Origin of the sequence: Bacillus timonensis (assembly GCF_000285535.1) — a bacterium.
Classification (GTDB): Bacteria; Bacillota; Bacilli; order Bacillales; family Bacillaceae_L; genus Ferdinandcohnia; species Ferdinandcohnia timonensis.
Window position 1 is genome coordinate 1,458,757 of the sequence record NZ_HE610985.1, and the last position, 18,879, is coordinate 1,477,635.

The window sequence follows — 18,879 nt, forward strand, 5'->3', positions numbered from 1 at the left end:
ACAACAGGAAGTACAGTTGATTAGCGAACTGATTCTAGGATGTCAGTATACATTCTAGAATGGTAATAAAAGCCAAGTTTTAAGCCACGTTCAATGATTTGCCTTTGTTCTCCTTCATAGCTTAGAGCAACGACTTCATAAATTTCATTTGCATGCTGAACATCAAGTACTTCATGGTCAGTGAAATGGACCAATGATTTATTTTCACTTCCGTAGTTACTTTTGGCAAATTGACCAACCATCGGAGACACTCGAGCAACAATTTCTTCAATAACACCTAGTGCGGAAAGTCCCTCTAAATAGTGGTAATGAAGACATAAGTCGGTCAATCCACGGTTATAGGCAATAACTGAGATACTTGGTTCGCTTTCGTTTATTTCTTCCTCCGAAATACCAATTCCTTTTAAAAACTGTTTATATGTCTCGCTATGAACATATTTTTCATTCATTTTTCCATGCTCTTCAAACAGGTTTTCAACTAGTGGCATTCTCATCCGGTAATCTGACATATTCGTTAAAATCGCTGAAAGAAACCGTGGAAAGTACAGGACTACGTGATAAATTTGAAGGGCAATTTCCTTTCGTTGTACATAAGACAATACACCGTTATTTAAAGCTACAAACAGTGGGTGCTCTTCAATTTTCTTTTCTTGAAACATACAATCTGTCACTTTCTTTAACTCTACAAATTTCTCCATGACATAATCCCCCTAAATAATTGTTAATTCATGAAAATCCATCGAAAGGTTTACAGGAATATCTCCGTAGGCAAACGTTGTTGATGACAGCTTTATATGAAATGGATTGTTTCTGAAATACTGTGCTTCCTTTGTCGATAATCCCAAAAATAAATAACTGTACTTTTCCTTATACTTGCTTTGAATATATGAGATAAATTCTTTTTGATAGTTTTGTCGTTTTTCTTTTGCTGCGAAAAATGCCATATATCCATGCTTAAATTCTTCCCCTTCCTTTGGGAGTGGTGGACAATCTGCAAACCTACAAAACAAATTTACTAGTTGAAACGAAAAGGGAAGTTTCCTAGACAGCCTAAGCTTCCGTGCATGAGATTGGTCCACAAGCTTACAAACGGCTTGGCACTCCTTGTTATCATCCTTTATCACTAAATACACTCCATTTTCTTTTAAAAACATTTGTTTTCCACACGGAGCAAAGGGGTCTGTCCTCGCCATTTTTTTATATATCATCCATGCTTCTTCTCCCTCAATTTCACTTATTTTCAGACGAGCATTTCGATATTCCAAAAACATCGGTACACCAAGATGAATGGTTCTACCAATTTCAATTCCACCAGGAAGAAGTCCATTTCCTTTTATCATTGAGGCTTTGTTGGTGTTGCTATCAAGAACGGTGGAAACCATCCATTTGATATTTCCTTCATTTTGATATAGAGACATTAGACTTTCTGCAAGACGGTAAAAAGCAAAGGTGCGATGATAGTCAGGATGAATTCTTAGATCATTTAAGTAATACACTTTTTCACAGGTTTGATTAAGTACCCGCATTTGCTCACTCACTGCCACACACCCAATTAATTCATTCTCTTTAAACAATCCGAAATGCCTTGTTAACCCAAATACCTCTGACAGTCTAAAAAAGTTCGGTGAACGGTCAACATAAAAAAGATTGCTACCGGTATTTGTCTCTTTTGATAATAGAAGTAATTGTTGGTGGTGAGTTTCATCTAGCTCTAAAAATTTGTAGGTCATACACTCTGCCCCACTGTTATTTTTTGATATAACATCGAACGCTCCAAATCCTTACAATGATTTGAGAGACCCACATCACAAATAAAATGCTTCATAAAGGCATCAGATAAATGACTTGTATTAAGCATATTTCGAAACAGTACAACAGCAGCTTGGTCTGATTTCGCTTGTAAAATTCCGTTGCAAATCGATTCCTTTCCCTTTCCATTTGCCCAATCAAATATATTGGATAAATAGAAAGCATCAATGGATTGTTCCTTACGTAAAAGCTCTTCAATACTCACAGGATGAATGGAAAGTTTGCCGATATTTCTTTTTGCTGCTTCATATCCATCCTCAGATAAATAAAATGGGACTCCCTCTCCTTCCTCATACAAATAGGAAGAAAACAAAATCTGACTTAAAAAATAATTGTTGTGAATAGGCTTCGTTTTCACTTCGTTCTCAAACTGATTTAAAAAGAAATTTCCAAAATCATTTTCACTGGCATTTGCAAACATAAAGCTAGGAAAAAAGTGCAGATGAGTTGTCTTGCTTAACAAAATTTTTACTGCTGTTTTCCATTCAGCTGAAGTTAGATATTTTTCATAAAATTCCTGCTGCACCTCTATGCTTTTTGCTGAAAATAATTCCTTCCAAACAGATTCGTCGTAAATATTTCGGCAAATATTTTCCCCTATGAATCGATAAAAGCGTTCATTTACACCACAGTGATTAACACCCAGTTCAATCTCACGTTGATGGTGCTGCCAAAATTCCCTCGCATAATTAGGTAAGGCATTTGCTACCATTTCATACATTTGAACTCGGTTTTGACTAGTGGCTTCTCCAATAAAAGCAAGAAATTCTTTCAGCGAAAAATGGGAGAGGGCAGCCTTTTTTAATTCAATTAAAGCACATTGAGCAGGATTTACATCTACACAGAGAACCTGTTTAACTGAATCATTCAGAATAGAGAAGGCAGTACATCCTCCAGAGCCAATTACAAGTACTTTTTTGGGCTTTGCCATTCTTGAAATCTCTCTTTCTACCAGACTATCTTCTCTAATCTGTGAAAAATAAATGTTAGACATTGTTCACAATCCCCCCTTCAAATAAAGCCAATACCTCTTGTTTACCTTGCTTCCAATTTCCCATTCTTTTTCTTCCTCGTTCCAACTGATGCGTAAAGTTCGCGCGACCGTTCAAGTCAGATGGAATAGTGGAATAAAGTACAATATTCATTCCCTCTGAAAGATAAATTTTTCTTGAGCAAAGCCACTTCTCTATTGTTGAATGTGTGGGACGAAAATGATAAAGTGATTCCTTTGAAGTAGAAGTCATTCTTTCTACATCAAGGTTACGAATATGGCTAAGCTTTTTTTAAAAGTTTGAACATGATTCTTTACCCCTTCTGGAACCTGTTCTTCTTGGAATTTTGGATAGGCACAATCATCAAACAATGCTTTAAAAAGCAATAACACCTCCGGATTCTCAATTTCTGCAAGAAGATGAACCTTTCTTCCTACAGTCTCTTCCATCAAAACTTGAAGATACGTCATAAAAAGTTCTAGAAAACAGCTCATCCTCGAAAACAAAGGGCCAAAATATACAAACTTGTCATCTCCCTGTTCAAAGGTTTGAATAAGTTGAAAAGCAAAAAGCTTTTGATTTCGTTTTAGGCAAATTATCTGATCGTATATTTCAAGTCTCGTAAGAAGGTACATCCCTTCTGCCTTGCTTACTCGTTTTGTTAGCGTAATCATTTCTTCTTTTATTTTTTCATGTAATACTCTTGTACCAATTATTTCGATATTTGACACTTATTCCACCACACAATTCCTATAGTGTAAAATTACACCAAATACTCATAGTGTAATTTTACACCATTTAAGATAAATTACAAGTATATTTCCTTAATTTTCTATAGATAATAAAGAGAAAATCTTTATCCTTTGGAATACAGTTGTACACGTGAGAAAAACAAATTTAAATTTTATGTTACATTTTTGTAAACTTTATTAATTTATCATTGTAAATTCGACAAATTTAGATAAAAATAAACAATGGCTTTTTAAATTTTTTTATTTGGAGGAACAAACTATGTTCGCTAACAAGAAAAAAGATATATTTTTTGATGCACTTACGTCTATCTCTACAAATGTCAAAGAAGCAGCAGATTATTTTGTACAGTTTAAAATTAAGAATGTAAGTGACTTAAAAGAATTTTCAAGTGAAATGAAGAACTTTGAAAAAAAAGGCGATGATGTCATACACGGATTAATTACTGAACTTAATAAATCCTTCATAACCCCAATAGAACGTGAAGATATCCTTCAATTAGCAATGAAAATGGATGATGTATTAGACGGTATGGAGCAATGCGCGGCTCGTTTTGAAATGTATTCATTAACAGATACGGATGAATATATGACTTCGTATGCTGATTTGATTCATAAAAGTACAATTGAAATCTTCCAAGCAATCGAACTTCTTTCAAATAAGAAACTATTAGATATGCGTAAACATGCGATAAAAATCAATGATTATGAATCACAATGTGATGAAATCTTACGAATTTCAATTAAACAATTATTCCAAATTGAGAAGGACCCAATTAAAATTATTCAAGTAAAAGAAATTTATGAGATTCTTGAAGGCATTTCAGACTACTGCGAGGATGTTGCGGATACGTTAGAGACGATTATTATGAGAAATGCATAAGGGAGAATCTTATAATGGATACTTTATTTTTATTAACAGTTTTAGTTGTTATCTTTGCATTAGCATTTGACTTTATCAACGGCTTTCATGATACAGCGAATGCGATTGCAACTAGTGTTTCAACAAAAGCACTTCCGCCAAAAGTGGCAATAATCATGGCGGCATCGATGAACTTTATAGGCGCAATAACATTTACAGGGGTTGCCAAAACAATCACAAAAGATATTGTTGATCCGTTTGCAATTGAAAATGGAACGGTGGTTATATTGGCAGCACTCCTTTCGGCGATTGCATGGAATTTAATTACTTGGTATTACGGAATTCCAAGTAGTTCTTCTCATGCGCTAATTGGTTCCATTGCTGGTGCTGCGATATCAGCTGCAGGATTTGGCATACTAAATTACGGTGGATTCTTAAAGATTTTAGAGGCACTTATTCTTTCCCCATTTCTTGCGTTAGCAGTTGGTTTTCTCATGATGAGCCTGTTTAAGGTACTTTTTCGAAATTCTAATCTTTATAAAACAAATAGAGGCTTTAGAACCTTTCAAATTTTCACAGCAGCACTTCAATCCTTTACACATGGAACAAATGACGCTCAAAAAGCGATGGGAATTATCACAATGGCATTAATTGCTGGAGAATTTACAACTTCAACCGATATTCCATTATGGGTTAGAATTGCTTCAGCAACATCAATGGGTATTGGTACCTCTATCGGTGGTTGGAAGATTATTAAAACTGTCGGTGGAAAAATTATGAAAATCCGTCCAATTAATGGAGCAGCCGCAGATTTATCTTCCGCTCTTATTATTTTCGGTGCAACATTCATTCATTTGCCGGTTAGTACAACTCATGTTATTTCATCTGCAATTATGGGAGTTGGTTCAGCCCAACGTGTAAAAGGTGTGAAATGGGGAGTTGCTCGAAAAATTGTTTTTACTTGGATTATCACCCTTCCAATCTCTGCCGTATTAGCAGCAATCATTTACCAAATTATTAACTTACTTTTTTAAAAAGGTAGCAAAAGCTACCTTTTTTTGTTGCCTGAAAAAATGATTAAGTTTATAATATATTTAAGGTGCCTTAAATATTTACTTACATTAAATTTAAAGGGGAATTAACCATGGATATCAAGGCATATATGAAAGAAACCTTCACGTTATTAGATGAAGTTAATTCCTTATTACTCAAGGAATTTGAATCAATCTTCCACTATGACATCACAACCAAACAATCCATTGTCCTTCATCACGTTAATCAAGCCGGAACAATTACTGTCAATGAATTGGCACAGCTAATGAATATTTCGGCAAGTGCTGTCAGTCAATTACTAAACAAACTAGAAAGTGAACAGTATATTAAGCGGGAAATTAATCCGAACAATCGACGTGAAATCCTCATTTCTCTTGGTTCTAAAGGAAAAGAATTATATGAGGAAAGTGAAAAGATTGATCAAAAAATAATGGAAAAGTATTACTCGAAGCTAACAAAAGAGGAAATGATACAATTCCAAACAATTGTAGGAAAACTTCATTCGATTATTACAAATTCAAATAATGAGTAACGATATAAAGGGGGAACTTTTATGGCGTATTCACTAAAAGCGAACAGGTCCATTTATATTTTTGTTTTCCTGGCACTTTTAATTCTTGCTTCGAATTATACAGTGATGGTCATTCAACCTTTTGAGCCTGTTTCAGACACATTGATACTGGCAAGCTTATTTGACTTAACAATTGTTTTACCTCTTTTTTACTATATTTTTGTTGTACGTAACAGACTCTCTATGATTACACTACTCCCAGTTATAATTGGCGGCTTTTGGTTTGCCTACTTCATTGTCCCACATCATAATCTAGCAATATTTGATTATGCAAAGTATGGAATCTTTCTAATTGAAGGACTCTTTATTGCGATCGAAATATATCTTGCTATCCTACTATTACGTGAAATCCCAGTGCTAAATAGACATTACAACCATCAAAAAGGAATTGATTTTCATTATCAAGCTACAATGCGTAATGCCATGAAGCGGACTTTTGGAAAGAAAAAGTTAATTGATATTCTTGTCTACGATTTTACAATTTTCTATTATGGCTTCTTCGCGTGGAAGAAAAAATGGGTGGACAGAGAACATACTCGTGCATTTTCCATACACAAAAATTCAGGATATTTCGGACTTTTTCTCATGCTTGTTCATGCGATGGTTATTGAGGTGATTGGGGTCCACTTTTTAATTGCCCATTTTTGGAGTCCAACTGCTGCTTGGTTTTTTACGGCATTGGATTTATATGCTCTTCTATGGATTATTGCAGACTACCATGCTATACGACTTTCTCCAATTGTAGTGAAAGATGATAAGCTTTTTGCTCAGGTTGGAATCAGACGAGAAATTGTAGTTGATTTAAATACAATCAAATCCTTACAGCCCACGACTACGGATAAAAAAGAAAGATCCAAGGAAAAACATAGTTTTGCAATTACATTGCCAGACTTCTTTGAAGAGAATCCACAATACGAAATTGAGTTAAACGAACCAACCTTAGCCTATTTTCCTTTTGGGATTAAAAAGGAAATGACAAAGCTTTATATAACTGTAGATGACAAAGAGCAATTTTTACAGGAAATAAGTAAATTTATTGAGGACCAAAATACCATTCATGAAGATTGAACATCTCTTAAGTCGACACATCCTGCTGAGTTTTCTTTTTTAGAGGGGAGCCTTAACGTAAGGCTAGTCTATTCTACTGTTTTGTTAATATACATATAGAAAAACTGGCTTTAAGGATGTGAGAATGATGAAGTCGTTCATTCATCGACGGAAGACGCTGTATCGAGCGCTGATTTTTATTGTAGTGTATCTTAATACACTCTTAACATTTGCAATCCTATATATTTTGTTAGACTTACTTGACCTTGGGGCCGTTCATGACCATTATGCATCTGATTCTCATCAGGAGCAATCACTCGATATCGTGACAAGGTCCTTGTATTTTAGTGCAATTACGCTGTTATCAGTTGGGTACGGGGATGTAACTCCATTTGGAATTTCAAGGGCAGTAGCAATTGTAGAGGCGTTAATCGGTTATTTGTTACCTGTGGTCATTGTCATTCAATTTCTTCCACCTTTTAGGAATACAGAAGGAGATAATTTTCCGTATGAATAAAGCGAGCTAGCCTCTTTTACAGGTTAGCTCGTAATTATTAGAAAGGTTGTTCATCCTGGGCCATTTCGACTAAGTGACCAGCTTTTTCCACTTTTGTTCTTAAATATTTTCGATTAAAGTCAGAAACGTCTCCCCAAATTGGCATCCTCTCCGACACATTCATTCCTGCATCTTTTAAGGCGTTAATTTTTCTTGGATTATTCGTTATTAACGAAACAGGTTTCGTACGTAATGCCTTAAGTACACGAATTGCGTCATCATAATTTCGTGCATCATCCTGAAACCCTAGCTGAATATTTGCTTCTACTGTATCTAAGCCATTTTCCTGAAGAATATAAGCCATGGCCTTACTAAACAAACCAATTCCACGTCCTTCGTGATTTGCTAAATAAAATAATGCCCCAACTCCATGGTCGACAATAATTCGCATGGATTGTTTTAGTTGATACCCACAATCACAACGTTTGCTTCCAAAAATATCACCTGTATGACAGATGCTATGCATACGAATCAGTGCCTCGTCTGCATTTTCGAAATCTCCATATACTAACACACTTGATTGCTGCATTTCAGCAAGATTGGCTGATGAAAGTTTTTCAATGATCCGATTTGCATCAACTGTTACCTCATCACAAAGAAGCCAACAATACCACTGAAAAAGGACTGTTTCCCCGTCTAAATTTACTGGGAGATTAATTGGACCAACTAAGTAAATCGCCTTATCTCCTCTTTCGATAAGTTGGATTTTCTTTTCTAAGATTGAAACGATTTCTTTTGATATCATAGAAATCCCCCTAGACATTAAGATACATGTAGTATTCTATATTTAAGAAAGGATTATCCAGAGATAACGAACCATGATACCCTATTAGAATAATTAAACCCGATTTTCCCTTTATAAGAGAAATCGGGTCTATAGAGTTTAGCCAGAAATACTCATTTCTTTTTCATCTTTTTTACCACTTACTAAAAATACGCTTAAAGCGAGCGCAACAAAAATAATGAAGTAAATGAAGAGTATTCCAACATTTGCCCACATCTTACCACCATCGTTAAGTGAAATAATCGACTTAAAACCAGCATTTGAATAAGTGAGCGGTATTACTTCTAACTTTCCCTATATTCTAACCTTCTTAGATTTCTTCTAAAAATGATGTTGTCAAAATATTTATTTTCTGTCGGATTACGCAGCTTTTTCTTTCCACTTGCGTATTAATGAAAAAACATGATATAGTTACCTAGGTAATTAATTTGTGGAAAAATGCATTGAGGTGATTTTATGCAAACAGGTCATGACCTTTTTCACGCAGTGCATCAGTTGTCACGTCAGCTTTCAAAACATGTGAATGAAACGTTGGAACCCTTCGGACTATTTAATGCGCAATGGTCCGTTTTGTTTGTTTTAAAAACAAAAGGGATATTAACACAATCAGAGCTTTGTGACTATTTAACTGTAGAAGCCCCACCAATGACAAGAAACATTCAAAAACTTGTGAAACTTGGTCTTGTAAAGCAAGTCCAAGGGGCAGACAAACGCACAAAACAGATCGAATTAACGGAAAAGGCATTAGCAGAGTATCCAAAATGGGAACAAGCAATGGTTGATATGAACCAAAGGCTAGTGGAGAATTTCCCAAAAGAATTACAGGACCAGCTTAATGAGCTTTTAAACCATTGGTTCCATCAGATTAAAAAATAACAACAGGAGGAAAATCATGGCTAAACAAAAGCTTTGGACAAAAGATTTTATTAATCTTTCTTTAAGTAATTTCTTTGTCTTTTTAACATTTTATTATTTATTAGTTTCATTACCGGTATACACTTTGAATGATTTAGGTGGAAATGAATTAGAAGCTGGACTCATGGTTACCGTATTTTTATTCTCAGCCATCATCATCCGTCCATTTGCAGGAAAATGGCTGAACACCATCGGAAGAAAGAAAGTCCTTTCACTTTCCTTACTCATTTTTATGATTTCATCGCTCTTTTACTTTTTCACACCTTCCATTTATTCAGTCTTACTATTACGTTTAATTCATGGAATCGGATTCGGTATGGCGACAACTGCCGCTGGAGGAATTGTTGCAGATATCATCCCAGATTCTCGAAAAGGAGAAGGTATGGGGTATTTTATTATGTCTAACAACCTTGCTATGGTTATCGGTCCATTCTTAGGGTTATCATTGATGAACAAGTCAGGAATGAATAGCGTCTTCTTACTTGGAGCGATTTGTTCAATTCTCGCGTTAGCAACAGGGTATTTCACAAAAGTACCAGCAAGAATGCAAGAAAATTCAGAACAACAAGCCTCAACAAAAATGTCATTTGCAGATTTGTTTGAAGTTCCAGCTATAAAAATTTCAATTGTTGGTGGTTTATTAGGGATTGTTTACTCTTCACTATTATCCTTCGTTTCTGTATATGCGCAGGAAATTGGGTTATTTGAGGTTTCAAGCTTCTTCTTCGTGGTATATGCAGTTGTACTTATCCTATCAAGGCCATTTACAGGAAGATGGTTTGATCAGTATGGAGCAAATAAAATCATCTATCCATCAATTGTTCTATTTGCAATTGGAATGCTGTTGCTAGGAATATCAACGACTTCCCTTGTGTTTTTAGTAGCTGCAGCATTAATCGGTTTAGGATGGGGTACGTTATTTCCGAGCTTCCAAACGATTGCTGTTCAAGCAGCGGCACCAACAAGAAGAGGTACAGCAACTGCTACATTCTTATCCATTTATGACACTGGGATTGCCTTAGGTTCATCCATTGTCGGTCTTCTTAGTGCAAAAATTGGACTAGGCACATTTTATTTCTTTAGTGCTTTTTATGTATTAATCGGAATTGTTCTTTATTATTTTCTTCATGATCGAAAAACTAAGTTTGCTTTAAAAACAAAGCAAACCTATAATAAAACATCTGAAACAATGTAGGGTAAAAAGGTTTTCCTTTTTATCCTTTTTATTTTTTCTAGAAGATACTATATTCTCTGTTTTATGTTATTTCAATATCCATTTTTGACCAAATGGTGTAGGTTATCTATACTATATTATTTTCACTTATATCCAAAACCTTTGTTTACACTAAATCTTTTCCATCTTTATCCAAAACCTATGTTATATCTCTTGTTTATGAAATAATATTTTCCACTTATACCCAAAACCCCTGTTATAACCTATGTTTATACTATATCCTTTTCCACCTTATTCCAAATGGGATGCTTTATATCTTGTATTACCGCAACCTCAATTCCATAGTAACTACACACATCGTATATCAGCAGATTTGCCACAGAATTTTCCACTTTCATCATCCTACTCTCATTTGAGCTTAAGCAAATAATTAGATTGGCATTATATTAATGGGTATAATTATGATTGAAAACTAATTACATAAGGAGTGTTTGTACAATGTTTGATGTTGTGATTGTCGGAGCTGGTCCTGCAGGTGCTAGTGCAGCTTTATTTACTGCTAAGGCTGGTAAGAAAACATTACTTTTAGATAGTGATAAAGGTATGACTAAACGTGCTTGGGTTGAAAACCATTATGGCGTGTTGGAAATTGAAGGTCCAGAGTTAGTGGAAATCGGGCAAAAACAAGCTGCAAAGTTTGGTGCAGAGGTTGTTCAACAAGCCGTTAGTTCTGTTGAGAAAACTGAAAACGGTTTTAAAGTTGTAACTGATAATGGAGAATACGAAGGGAAATATGTTATCTTTGCAACAGGAGCTCTCACTGACGTTGCTGCGGCAGCAGGTGTTGCAACGAAGGAAGGCACTGAGCCACGTATTAAAACAGTTCTTGATGTTGATGCAACTGGTAAAACTAATGTAGATGGCATTTGGGCAGCAGGTACATGTGCTGGCGTAAGTGTTCATACAATCATTACTGCTGGCGACGGTGCGAAAGTTGCAATTAACATCATCAGTGAAATGAATGGCGAGCGTTATGTTGACCATGACGTGTTAAAAAAATAATAATGTTACTAAAAAAGCCAGATGCCCTTTTAAGGTTCATCTGGCTTTTTACGTACTGATTAGTATCCCAGTGAAGGCTGAAATGGTACAAATCACGGTAGACGCAACTATGTATAGATAAGCTTTCTTTGAGCGCCCAGAAAGAAATAATTGGATGGCTTCATATCCAAATGTAGAAAACGTTGTGAAGGCTCCACAAAAGCCCACTCCTAACATTAACCAGACCCATTCAGGTATGTGTTCGGTAATCTTTAGGCCTGTTAAAATCCCTAATAATAATGAGCCCATAATATTAATAAAAAATGTAGGAAATGGAAATGAGTTTCCGGTTTTCCTTCCAATCCATATTCCCGCTAGGTATCTACATGCAGCTCCCACTGCTCCCCCGACTCCAACTAGTATTATCAAGATTCTTCACCTAATTTTCGGAAATTAGCCAAACGATAGCCAGCATACGATAATACAAGTCCCACAAAGAGACTTGTTAAAACATATAAGACGGATATCCCGAACTTCCCTTCTTGCAACAATTGAACTACCTCTACTGAAAAAGTAGAGAATGTTGTAAAGGACCCTATAAAACCTGTTCCGAACAACAGTGATATTTTCAGATTCCGATTTTTTTGATTAGCTAAAAAGGATAGTAACCATCCTAAACATAAACACCCAATTAGATTTACTGTCAAGGTTCCAACTGGAAAACCATGTGGTGTCGGTGTAAATTCTCCAAGTAAATAGCGACAACAAGCACCAAGAAATCCACCAATCATAACAAAAAGCACATTCATCCAATCACTGTCCTTATTATAGTTTAATTATTATACCATAGAGGAAGCATGTTAATAACCAGGGTTAAACTTGCACAACGCATTTTTTCTGAAACTATTTATCCATACGTCCGTAATATACACTAAGGAAAAAAGAAAGAGGAATGCAAATGGAATCCAAACAAATACTTGAAGATGAATTAAAAAAGATAGAAGTATGGGAGAAGGACCAAAGTGGGTTATGGTTCTGGGAACGAATTGGCCGACTCCCTTTTAAAATCTTAGATAAGTTAACTCCAAAGTTTATTCACGAAAAAATCGGAATTTTACTTGATGAAATTGGTTCCTACGTCCAAACAGGTGGCAAATACTTGGTTCAGGAAAAAGCAGTTTTTCATCTTATTGAAAAAAAGCAAAGACAACCATTGAAAGCATCTTTGATATTGAGCAAATTCCACTTCAGTCGATGATTGAAGCGAGTAATGAACATGCGGAAAAATGGGCTACCGTTGCTACACTGCAGGGTGCAACTACGGGGATTGGTGGAATATTCACGCTCGCAGTTGATATTCCAGCATTGCTTGGAATGTCACTAAAAACACTTCAAGAAATTGCAATTATTCATGGATATGACCCGAAAGATAAAAATGAACGAATATTTATCATTAAATGTTTGCAGTTTTCATCTGCTGATATCGTTGGAAAACAGGCCATTTTGAAGGAACTTTCCTCCTATTATCAAGGTAGAAATTCTTCAAACGAAATGATGTCACAACTTCAAGGCTGGCGTGAAGTTGTGTATACATATCGCGATCAATTTGGATGGAAAAAACTGCTTCAAATGATACCAATCGCGGGTATTATTTTTGGAGCCATATCAAATCGCTCCATGATTCAGGATTTAACTGAGACAGGTAATATGTTGTACCGAAAAAGAAGAATTTTAGAAAGACTTCAAGATGAACCCACAGAATCCTTACCGCCCCTTTTATAGGGGCTTTATTAATTTAATTTTACAACATAACCCATTGGTCACATTTTTTCAAAATATCGAATAAGATACAAAGAGACTACCAAAAGGAGTAATCAGCTTATGAAATGGAAAAATTACGGATTATGGGTCTCTCTTGCATCAATTTTATATATGGTGTTTAAAGACTTTGGTATGCAAATAGATTTAACAACATGGGAAACGTATGTAACAGCAATTTTAGGTTTTCTTGCCACATTGGGGATTATTTCAAATCCTGATAAAGGTAGAGGCTTTTTTGACAAGATTCCAGATACACCTGCAGAGGCTATTGCACAAGTCACCGAACAACTAACAAACCAAGATCAACCCACTAACAATCAACAAAAATCTTCATCACAAAATCCAGGAAATGTTCAGCAATATCCTGAATTTCCGCAGCAGCCTATGGTCAATCAACCACAAACTCAGCAGTATCAAAATGTAAAACAAGAATATCCAGCCCAAACAAATGTTGAACAAAATGAACATCAAGGATTCCAGAATCAACAAAATATTGAACAAAATGGTTATCAAGAATACCAAGCTCAACAAAATGCTGTACAGCCAAACCAACAAAACAATTCATCTCATAATCAACCTTCTTCTCCACAAAATATCGAGCTGTCTCAAGTTCAACCTGAAATGAATGTAGAGTCCGAGGAATATGATACAACTCAAGAACAAGCGCCAAACAATTCAACTTATGACAGAAATTCCATCCACGGAATGCCAGTACCACCAAATGAATATATGTAGTATTTTAATCAAGCACCTGTCCGTCAGGTGCTTTTTCATGGAAATTGTATGAATAATTAACTGGAAATATAAGAAAATAGGAGTATAGAAACAGAAGTGTGGTGGATAAAACGAATGTGAAGGCTGTAGAACGTATCTTTTGGAGTATTGCATTACCAGGGTTCGGACAATTATTAAATAAACAATATGTGAAGGGCCTAACCTTTATTTTCTTAGAGTTCTTGGTCAATACCCTTGGGAATTTCAATGAAGTCATCATGCTTAGCTTTTTAGGTGAAACTGGGCAAGCACTCTCATCCACAAACTATGGGTGGCTTATGTTTTATCCCTGTTTGTATTTCTTTGCCATGTGGGATGCTTTTAAAGAAGCCGGCGGTGGAAAGGCACCATATTCTTTTTTACCATTTGCTTTCTGTGCTTATTTTGTAACGGTCGGTTTAATGGTAGCACCAAAAGCTATTTTTTTTGGAATAACCTTTGGACCTGTTTTCTTCCCCATGATTTGTGTAATTCCTGGGCTAATAGTTGGCTTTCTCATAAGAAAAATTATCCTAGCCTTTGGTAAAGAGGATGCAATGGTGTGAATACATAATCAATCCAAAAAAGGTTGCTGGAATATTGATAGCAACCTTTTTCATTTACTTCACCTTTTTATACAATTTTTGTTTCGTACTAATTTCCTCATAATAATCATCTTTATCGGTATAATAAATGGTTTCTTTATCACCAAGACCAAGAATGCCAAACATCGCTAAGCTTTCATAAAATAAATTGTGAACCCGCTTTTGCAATTCTTTATTAAAATAGATCAGTACATTTCTGCACAAAATGACATGGAACTCATTAAAAGATTGGTCTGTAACTAAATTATGCTGTGCAAAAACAACATTTTTGGATAAGTGTGAGTGGAACTTTACCCCATTGTCTATTACCGTATAGTAATCTGAAAAAGCATTATTTCCACCTGCATGCAAATAGTTTTTCGTATACTTTTTCATATTTTCTAACGAGTATCTTCCAGATTTCGCCACTTTTAATACATCTGCATTAATATCAGTGGCATAAATTTTGGTCTTCTCATAAAGTCCCTCTTCAAGGAGAAGAATAGCCATTGAATAGACCTCTTCTCCTGTTGAACATCCTGCGTGCCAAATTCGAATAGATGGATATGTTCGCAACATTGGAATAACCTTTTCCCGGAAGTCTAAAAAGAATAAAGGATCACGAAACATCTCCGTGACATTAATCGAAAAATCTGCAATTAATCTCCGCAAACAAGCTGGGTCATGTAAAATTTTCTCAAGTAGGCCAGTGATACTCGATAGTTTCTCAGCCTCTACTCGATGTTGAATTCTCCTTCTAATCGAATTGTATGCATAACTACGAAAGTCATAGCCACACCATTTATATAGGCCCTGCAACAATAACTCGATTTCAATTTTTTCAAGTTTTGAGCTGTCTGTCGTTTCAATAATGTCCTCTTCATTATATGATGTTTTCATGGTAGCAGAAGTCCCTCCTATTGATACAACCAAACCTTCATTAAAGAAATCAATTGATCAGGGTTAATTGGTTTTACAATATAATCAGATGCTCCTACCTTCATACACTTCTCCCGATCTTCTTTCATCGCCTTTGCAGTCAATGCAATAATCGGTAGAGAAGTAAATTCAGTATTCTCTCTAATCCTTTTAATTGCTTCATATCCATCCATTTCAGGCATCATAATATCCATTAACACAAGGTCAATGTCTGGTTGTTGCTGTAATGATTCAATTCCTTCAATTCCATTTTCAGCAAAAACAACATTCATCCCATACATTTCAAGAATACTTGAGATGGCATATACATTCCTTACATCGTCATCCACAAGAAGAATTTTCTTTCCAAGAAGGCCAGTTGAGTCCTTAACGGGACTAATGGATAGTATTTCTGTTTCTTCTACCGTTGCTGCTATATTTCCATCTACTAGCAATGCAATTTCTTCCTTCAATCTTTGTGGGGAGTGTTCATCCTTAATAATAATTCGATGCACATATTTAGTAAGGAAATTTTCCTCTTTAGAGGTTAAATCACGTCCTGTATAGACTAACACTTTCACATCCTCATGATGATGTGAATTTTTGATTTTTTCTAATAGATCAAACCCATTTGTATCTCGTAAGCCTAAGTCTAAAATTAGAATGTCAAAGGAATTAACCTTTAATTCCTCAATTGCTTCATGTCCTGATGAAACCGCCTTGATAATGACATCCATATCACCGATAAATTCCATAAGGCTATTTCGTTGTAAGACATCATCATCAATGAGTAAAAGCCGTTTGATATAGCTATTATCATCTGCAGTTGGAGTTTCTTCCCTTGTTACAAATGTTTCTTCCTTTCTAGGAAGCATTACTACCGGCTCTTCAGTTGCTACTGCAACTTCATTTAATGCTTCTTGATTTTTAGTATCAGGATGAAATTCACCAACGATGAATGTAAAGTTGCTTCCTTTCCCTTCTTTACTTTGTAGTAGAATTTTGCCACCTAGGAGTGACGCAATTTCCCTGCTTATCGATAAGCCTAATCCCGTTCCACCATATTTACGACTAGTTGTACCATCTGCTTGCTGGAATGCTTCAAAAATAAGCCCCTGCTTTTCAGTAGGAATTCCGATACCACTATCAATTACCGAAAAAGCAATAGATGGTTTTCCATTGATTTCTTGATAAGAGGAAATTTCTAATCTCACTTCCCCTACCTGAGTGAATTTAAAAGCATTTGATAATAGATTTCTTATTACCTGTTGAATCCTTTGTTCATCATTATAAAAATAAGGAGGAACGCCATTCTTTACATGAATCGTAAACTGTAGCCCTTTTTCATCTGCAATTGGTCTAAAACCTCTTTCCGCAAAATCGGCTAAATCCTCAATTACAACTTGACTCGGGTTCACTTCCATTTTTCCAGATTCAATTTTTGCTAAATCTAAAATATCGTTAATAAGTGCTAATAAATCAGTACCTGCTGAGTAGATGGTCTTTGAATATTCCACCTGTTTTCCAGATAGATTCCCTTCGCTATTGTCTGATAAAAGCTTCGATAATATTAATAAACTATTTAATGGAGTTCTCAATTCATGTGACATATTTGCTAGAAACTCAGACTTATATTTAGAACTCAATGCAAGTTGCTTTGCCTTTTCTTCAAGTTCAACTCTTGCTGCCTCAACTTCCCTATTGGTTTGTTCAAATCTTTTATTTTGTTCCACTAAGTTCTTTGCCTTTTCTTCAAGATCTGCATTTGTTTGTTCCAGCTCTTCTTGTTGAACCTGTAGCTTTTCTTCTGATTGACGAAGTGCTTGAGTTTGTTCCTCAAGTTCCTCATTGGTAGCCCTTAGTTCCTCTTGTTGCGCTTGCAGTTCTTCAGATTGGGCTTGAATCTCTTCCATTAATGTTTGTGATTCCTCTAATAATTTCGCCAGCCTGATTCTTCCCATTACACTTTCGATTATGATGCCGAGACCATCCATTAGTTCTTCTAAAAACTCCTGTTGAGTCTCATTAAATGTTTTGAAGGAAGCAATTTCGAGGACTGCTTTTACATCCCCCTCAAAAACAATTGGTAATACGTATAGATATAGAGGTGATGCCTCACCTAAACCAGAGGCAATTCGAACATAATCAGATGGTACTTCTGATAAAATAATTGGAGATTTTTCAAGGGCGGCTTGTCCAATTAGTCCTTCACCCAAATGAATAATATTAGAGAAGTTCTTTCGTTCCTTAAACGCATATGATGCGAGTAGTTTAAACCGAACTCGCTCATCCTCAGAAATATCCATATCCTTGACATAAAAAACAGCATGGCTAGATTCTACTAATGGAACCGTTTTTGAAAGGAAAGTCTGTGCTAACGACTCTAAATCTTTTTTTCCAGTCAAACTTGTTGTAATTTCTGCAATATTTGATTTCGCCCAAGTCAACTCTTGTTCTTTTTTCATTTGGTCTTCTAATGAATCTGTCATTCTATTAAATGCACTTGCCACTTCATCAATTTCGTCATTTGCCACTACTTCTACTTTTGTACTAAGGTCTGCCTGACCATTTGCTACCTTTTTCATCACAGTTGAGACCTTATTTAACTTAGAAGAAAGTGTCAATATACTCTTTGAAAGAAGACCCATGATTATAAGTACGCAAATAAATAAAATAAGTGCACTAATGATAATTTCACTCTTAAATTCTGAAACAATATCATTTAATGAGGATTCCATGTTTATCTCCAAAGAATCTGTTATCTCTGATAAGACGGTAAAGAAATCCTCATGAAGCTCAACTGAACTTTCATCGATTAAATCCAGAGCTTCACTTTTTTTCCCATCTTTCACTAAATCGATTACCTCGTTTTGATAAACATTAAAATCAGTATTGATATTTTTCAGTTTTTGGATTAAATCATGTTGTTCTTCTGTTTCAATTTTCTCTTCGAGTAATGCGATATTTCCTAAGATGGATTGATTGGTTTCCTGCAATTTTGCTATTTCTTTTTGAATGGTTTCTTCATCATTAAATAAAACTAAATTCCGCAGACGGATTCCCTCATCCTTTATTTCACGGTGAGTTTCTTCTGCTATAATCGTTAATTCATAGTTTGCCTGCATTTTATCATTCATTTTATCAAGACTAGAAATTTGAGAAAGTCCAACCACGATAAGAACGATGAGAAGGATTGGTAAAGTACTAAGCCCTAATAATAATTTCGTTCTAATTTTCATTAACGGGCTCC

Annotated in this window: 20 protein-coding genes and 1 pseudogene; 11 read left to right on the forward strand and 10 right to left on the reverse strand. The window is 35.4% G+C overall.

The window, feature by feature from the left end; translation table 11 throughout:
* Positions 1–20 precede the first annotated feature (20 nt).
* From BTHG_RS07560 to BTHG_RS07580, 5 genes are all read right to left on the reverse strand, one after another.
* The gene (locus BTHG_RS07560) at positions 21–698 is read right to left on the reverse strand and encodes a TenA family transcriptional regulator (RefSeq protein ID WP_010283578.1); all 678 of its coding nucleotides are present in this window, start codon (positions 696–698) and stop codon (positions 21–23) included.
* Between the two features lie 12 nt (positions 699–710).
* The gene (locus BTHG_RS07565) at positions 711–1,730 is read right to left on the reverse strand and encodes a hypothetical protein (protein WP_010283579.1); all 1,020 of its coding nucleotides are present in this window, start codon (positions 1,728–1,730) and stop codon (positions 711–713) included.
* Positions 1,727–2,803 (reverse strand): DUF3419 family protein, encoded by a 1,077-nt coding sequence (locus BTHG_RS07570; protein ID WP_010283580.1) that lies wholly within the window; start codon positions 2,801–2,803, stop codon positions 1,727–1,729. The genes BTHG_RS07565 and BTHG_RS07570 overlap by 4 nt, the downstream gene beginning before the upstream one ends.
* Positions 2,796–2,954 carry a hypothetical protein gene (locus BTHG_RS26705; RefSeq protein WP_157256147.1) on the reverse strand — a complete coding sequence of 53 codons (159 nt, stop codon included), beginning with the start codon at positions 2,952–2,954 and terminating at the stop codon, positions 2,796–2,798. The genes BTHG_RS07570 and BTHG_RS26705 overlap by 8 nt, the downstream gene beginning before the upstream one ends.
* 104 nt (positions 2,955–3,058) lie before the next feature.
* A complete protein-coding gene (locus BTHG_RS07580) occupies positions 3,059–3,532 on the reverse strand; it encodes a hypothetical protein (RefSeq protein ID WP_010283582.1) in 474 nt (157 codons plus the stop codon).
* A 280-nt stretch (positions 3,533–3,812) separates the two neighbouring features.
* Between BTHG_RS07580 and BTHG_RS07585 the strand changes: the two genes are divergently transcribed.
* From BTHG_RS07585 to BTHG_RS24465, 5 genes are all read left to right on the forward strand, one after another.
* Entirely contained in the window at positions 3,813–4,433 is a 621-nt protein-coding gene (locus BTHG_RS07585) for a DUF47 domain-containing protein (RefSeq protein ID WP_010283583.1), read from the forward strand.
* Between the two features lie 14 nt (positions 4,434–4,447).
* Complete coding sequence (locus BTHG_RS07590) at positions 4,448–5,446, forward strand: inorganic phosphate transporter (RefSeq protein ID WP_010283584.1); 999 nt, start codon at positions 4,448–4,450, stop codon at positions 5,444–5,446.
* Positions 5,447–5,556: 110 nt separating this feature from the next.
* Positions 5,557–5,997: a MarR family winged helix-turn-helix transcriptional regulator gene (locus tag BTHG_RS07595; protein ID WP_010283585.1), complete on the forward strand. Its 441-nt coding sequence runs from the start codon at positions 5,557–5,559 to the stop codon at positions 5,995–5,997.
* Positions 5,998–6,018: 21 nt separating this feature from the next.
* Entirely contained in the window at positions 6,019–7,104 is a 1,086-nt protein-coding gene (locus BTHG_RS07600; protein ID WP_010283586.1) for a hypothetical protein, read from the forward strand.
* Positions 7,105–7,231: 127 nt separating this feature from the next.
* Positions 7,232–7,600 (forward strand): potassium channel family protein, encoded by a 369-nt coding sequence (locus tag BTHG_RS24465; protein ID WP_010283587.1) that lies wholly within the window; start codon positions 7,232–7,234, stop codon positions 7,598–7,600.
* Positions 7,601–7,637: 37 nt separating this feature from the next.
* Here BTHG_RS24465 and BTHG_RS07610 read toward each other — a convergent pair whose 3' ends face one another.
* Positions 7,638–8,384 carry a GTP cyclohydrolase II gene (locus BTHG_RS07610; protein WP_010283588.1) on the reverse strand — a complete coding sequence of 249 codons (747 nt, stop codon included), beginning with the start codon at positions 8,382–8,384 and terminating at the stop codon, positions 7,638–7,640.
* Between the two features lie 495 nt (positions 8,385–8,879).
* Between BTHG_RS07610 and BTHG_RS07620 the strand changes: the two genes are divergently transcribed.
* The 3 genes from BTHG_RS07620 to BTHG_RS07635 all read left to right on the forward strand — a co-directional run bounded on the left by BTHG_RS07620 (position 8,880) and on the right by BTHG_RS07635 (position 11,574).
* Complete coding sequence (locus BTHG_RS07620; RefSeq protein WP_010283589.1) at positions 8,880–9,299, forward strand: MarR family winged helix-turn-helix transcriptional regulator; 420 nt, start codon at positions 8,880–8,882, stop codon at positions 9,297–9,299.
* 16 nt (positions 9,300–9,315) lie between these two features.
* Positions 9,316–10,533 (forward strand): MFS transporter, encoded by a 1,218-nt coding sequence (locus tag BTHG_RS07625; RefSeq protein ID WP_010283590.1) that lies wholly within the window; start codon positions 9,316–9,318, stop codon positions 10,531–10,533.
* Positions 10,534–11,010: 477 nt separating this feature from the next.
* Entirely contained in the window at positions 11,011–11,574 is a 564-nt protein-coding gene (locus BTHG_RS07635) for an FAD-dependent oxidoreductase (protein ID WP_010283591.1), read from the forward strand.
* Between the two features lie 48 nt (positions 11,575–11,622).
* On the opposite strand, the gene crcB (BTHG_RS07640) is transcribed toward BTHG_RS07635, so the two are convergent.
* Both crcB (BTHG_RS07640) and crcB (BTHG_RS07645) read right to left on the reverse strand, forming a co-directional pair.
* Entirely contained in the window at positions 11,623–11,982 is a 360-nt protein-coding gene (gene crcB, locus BTHG_RS07640; RefSeq protein ID WP_010283592.1) for a fluoride efflux transporter CrcB, read from the reverse strand.
* Positions 11,979–12,362 (reverse strand): fluoride efflux transporter CrcB, encoded by a 384-nt coding sequence (gene crcB, locus BTHG_RS07645; RefSeq protein WP_010283593.1) that lies wholly within the window; start codon positions 12,360–12,362, stop codon positions 11,979–11,981. The genes crcB (BTHG_RS07640) and crcB (BTHG_RS07645) overlap by 4 nt, the downstream gene beginning before the upstream one ends.
* Before the next feature lie 143 nt (positions 12,363–12,505).
* On the opposite strand from crcB (BTHG_RS07645), the pseudogene BTHG_RS24470 reads away from it, so the two are divergent.
* The 3 genes and pseudogenes from BTHG_RS24470 (at position 12,506) to BTHG_RS07660 (ending at position 14,693) form a co-directional block, all read left to right on the forward strand.
* Positions 12,506–13,335: pseudogene (locus BTHG_RS24470) on the forward strand (EcsC family protein).
* 99 nt (positions 13,336–13,434) lie between these two features.
* The gene (locus BTHG_RS27025) at positions 13,435–14,109 is read left to right on the forward strand and encodes a hypothetical protein (RefSeq protein WP_010283596.1); all 675 of its coding nucleotides are present in this window, start codon (positions 13,435–13,437) and stop codon (positions 14,107–14,109) included.
* Positions 14,110–14,207: 98 nt separating this feature from the next.
* A complete protein-coding gene (locus tag BTHG_RS07660) occupies positions 14,208–14,693 on the forward strand; it encodes a hypothetical protein (protein WP_010283597.1) in 486 nt (161 codons plus the stop codon).
* 54 nt (positions 14,694–14,747) lie between these two features.
* Here BTHG_RS07660 and BTHG_RS07665 read toward each other — a convergent pair whose 3' ends face one another.
* Entirely contained in the window at positions 14,748–15,611 is an 864-nt protein-coding gene (locus BTHG_RS07665; RefSeq protein ID WP_010283598.1) for a CheR family methyltransferase, read from the reverse strand.
* Between the two features lie 17 nt (positions 15,612–15,628).
* The gene (locus BTHG_RS07670; RefSeq protein WP_010283599.1) at positions 15,629–18,868 is read right to left on the reverse strand and encodes a response regulator; all 3,240 of its coding nucleotides are present in this window, start codon (positions 18,866–18,868) and stop codon (positions 15,629–15,631) included.
* Positions 18,869–18,879: the final 11 nt, after the last annotated feature.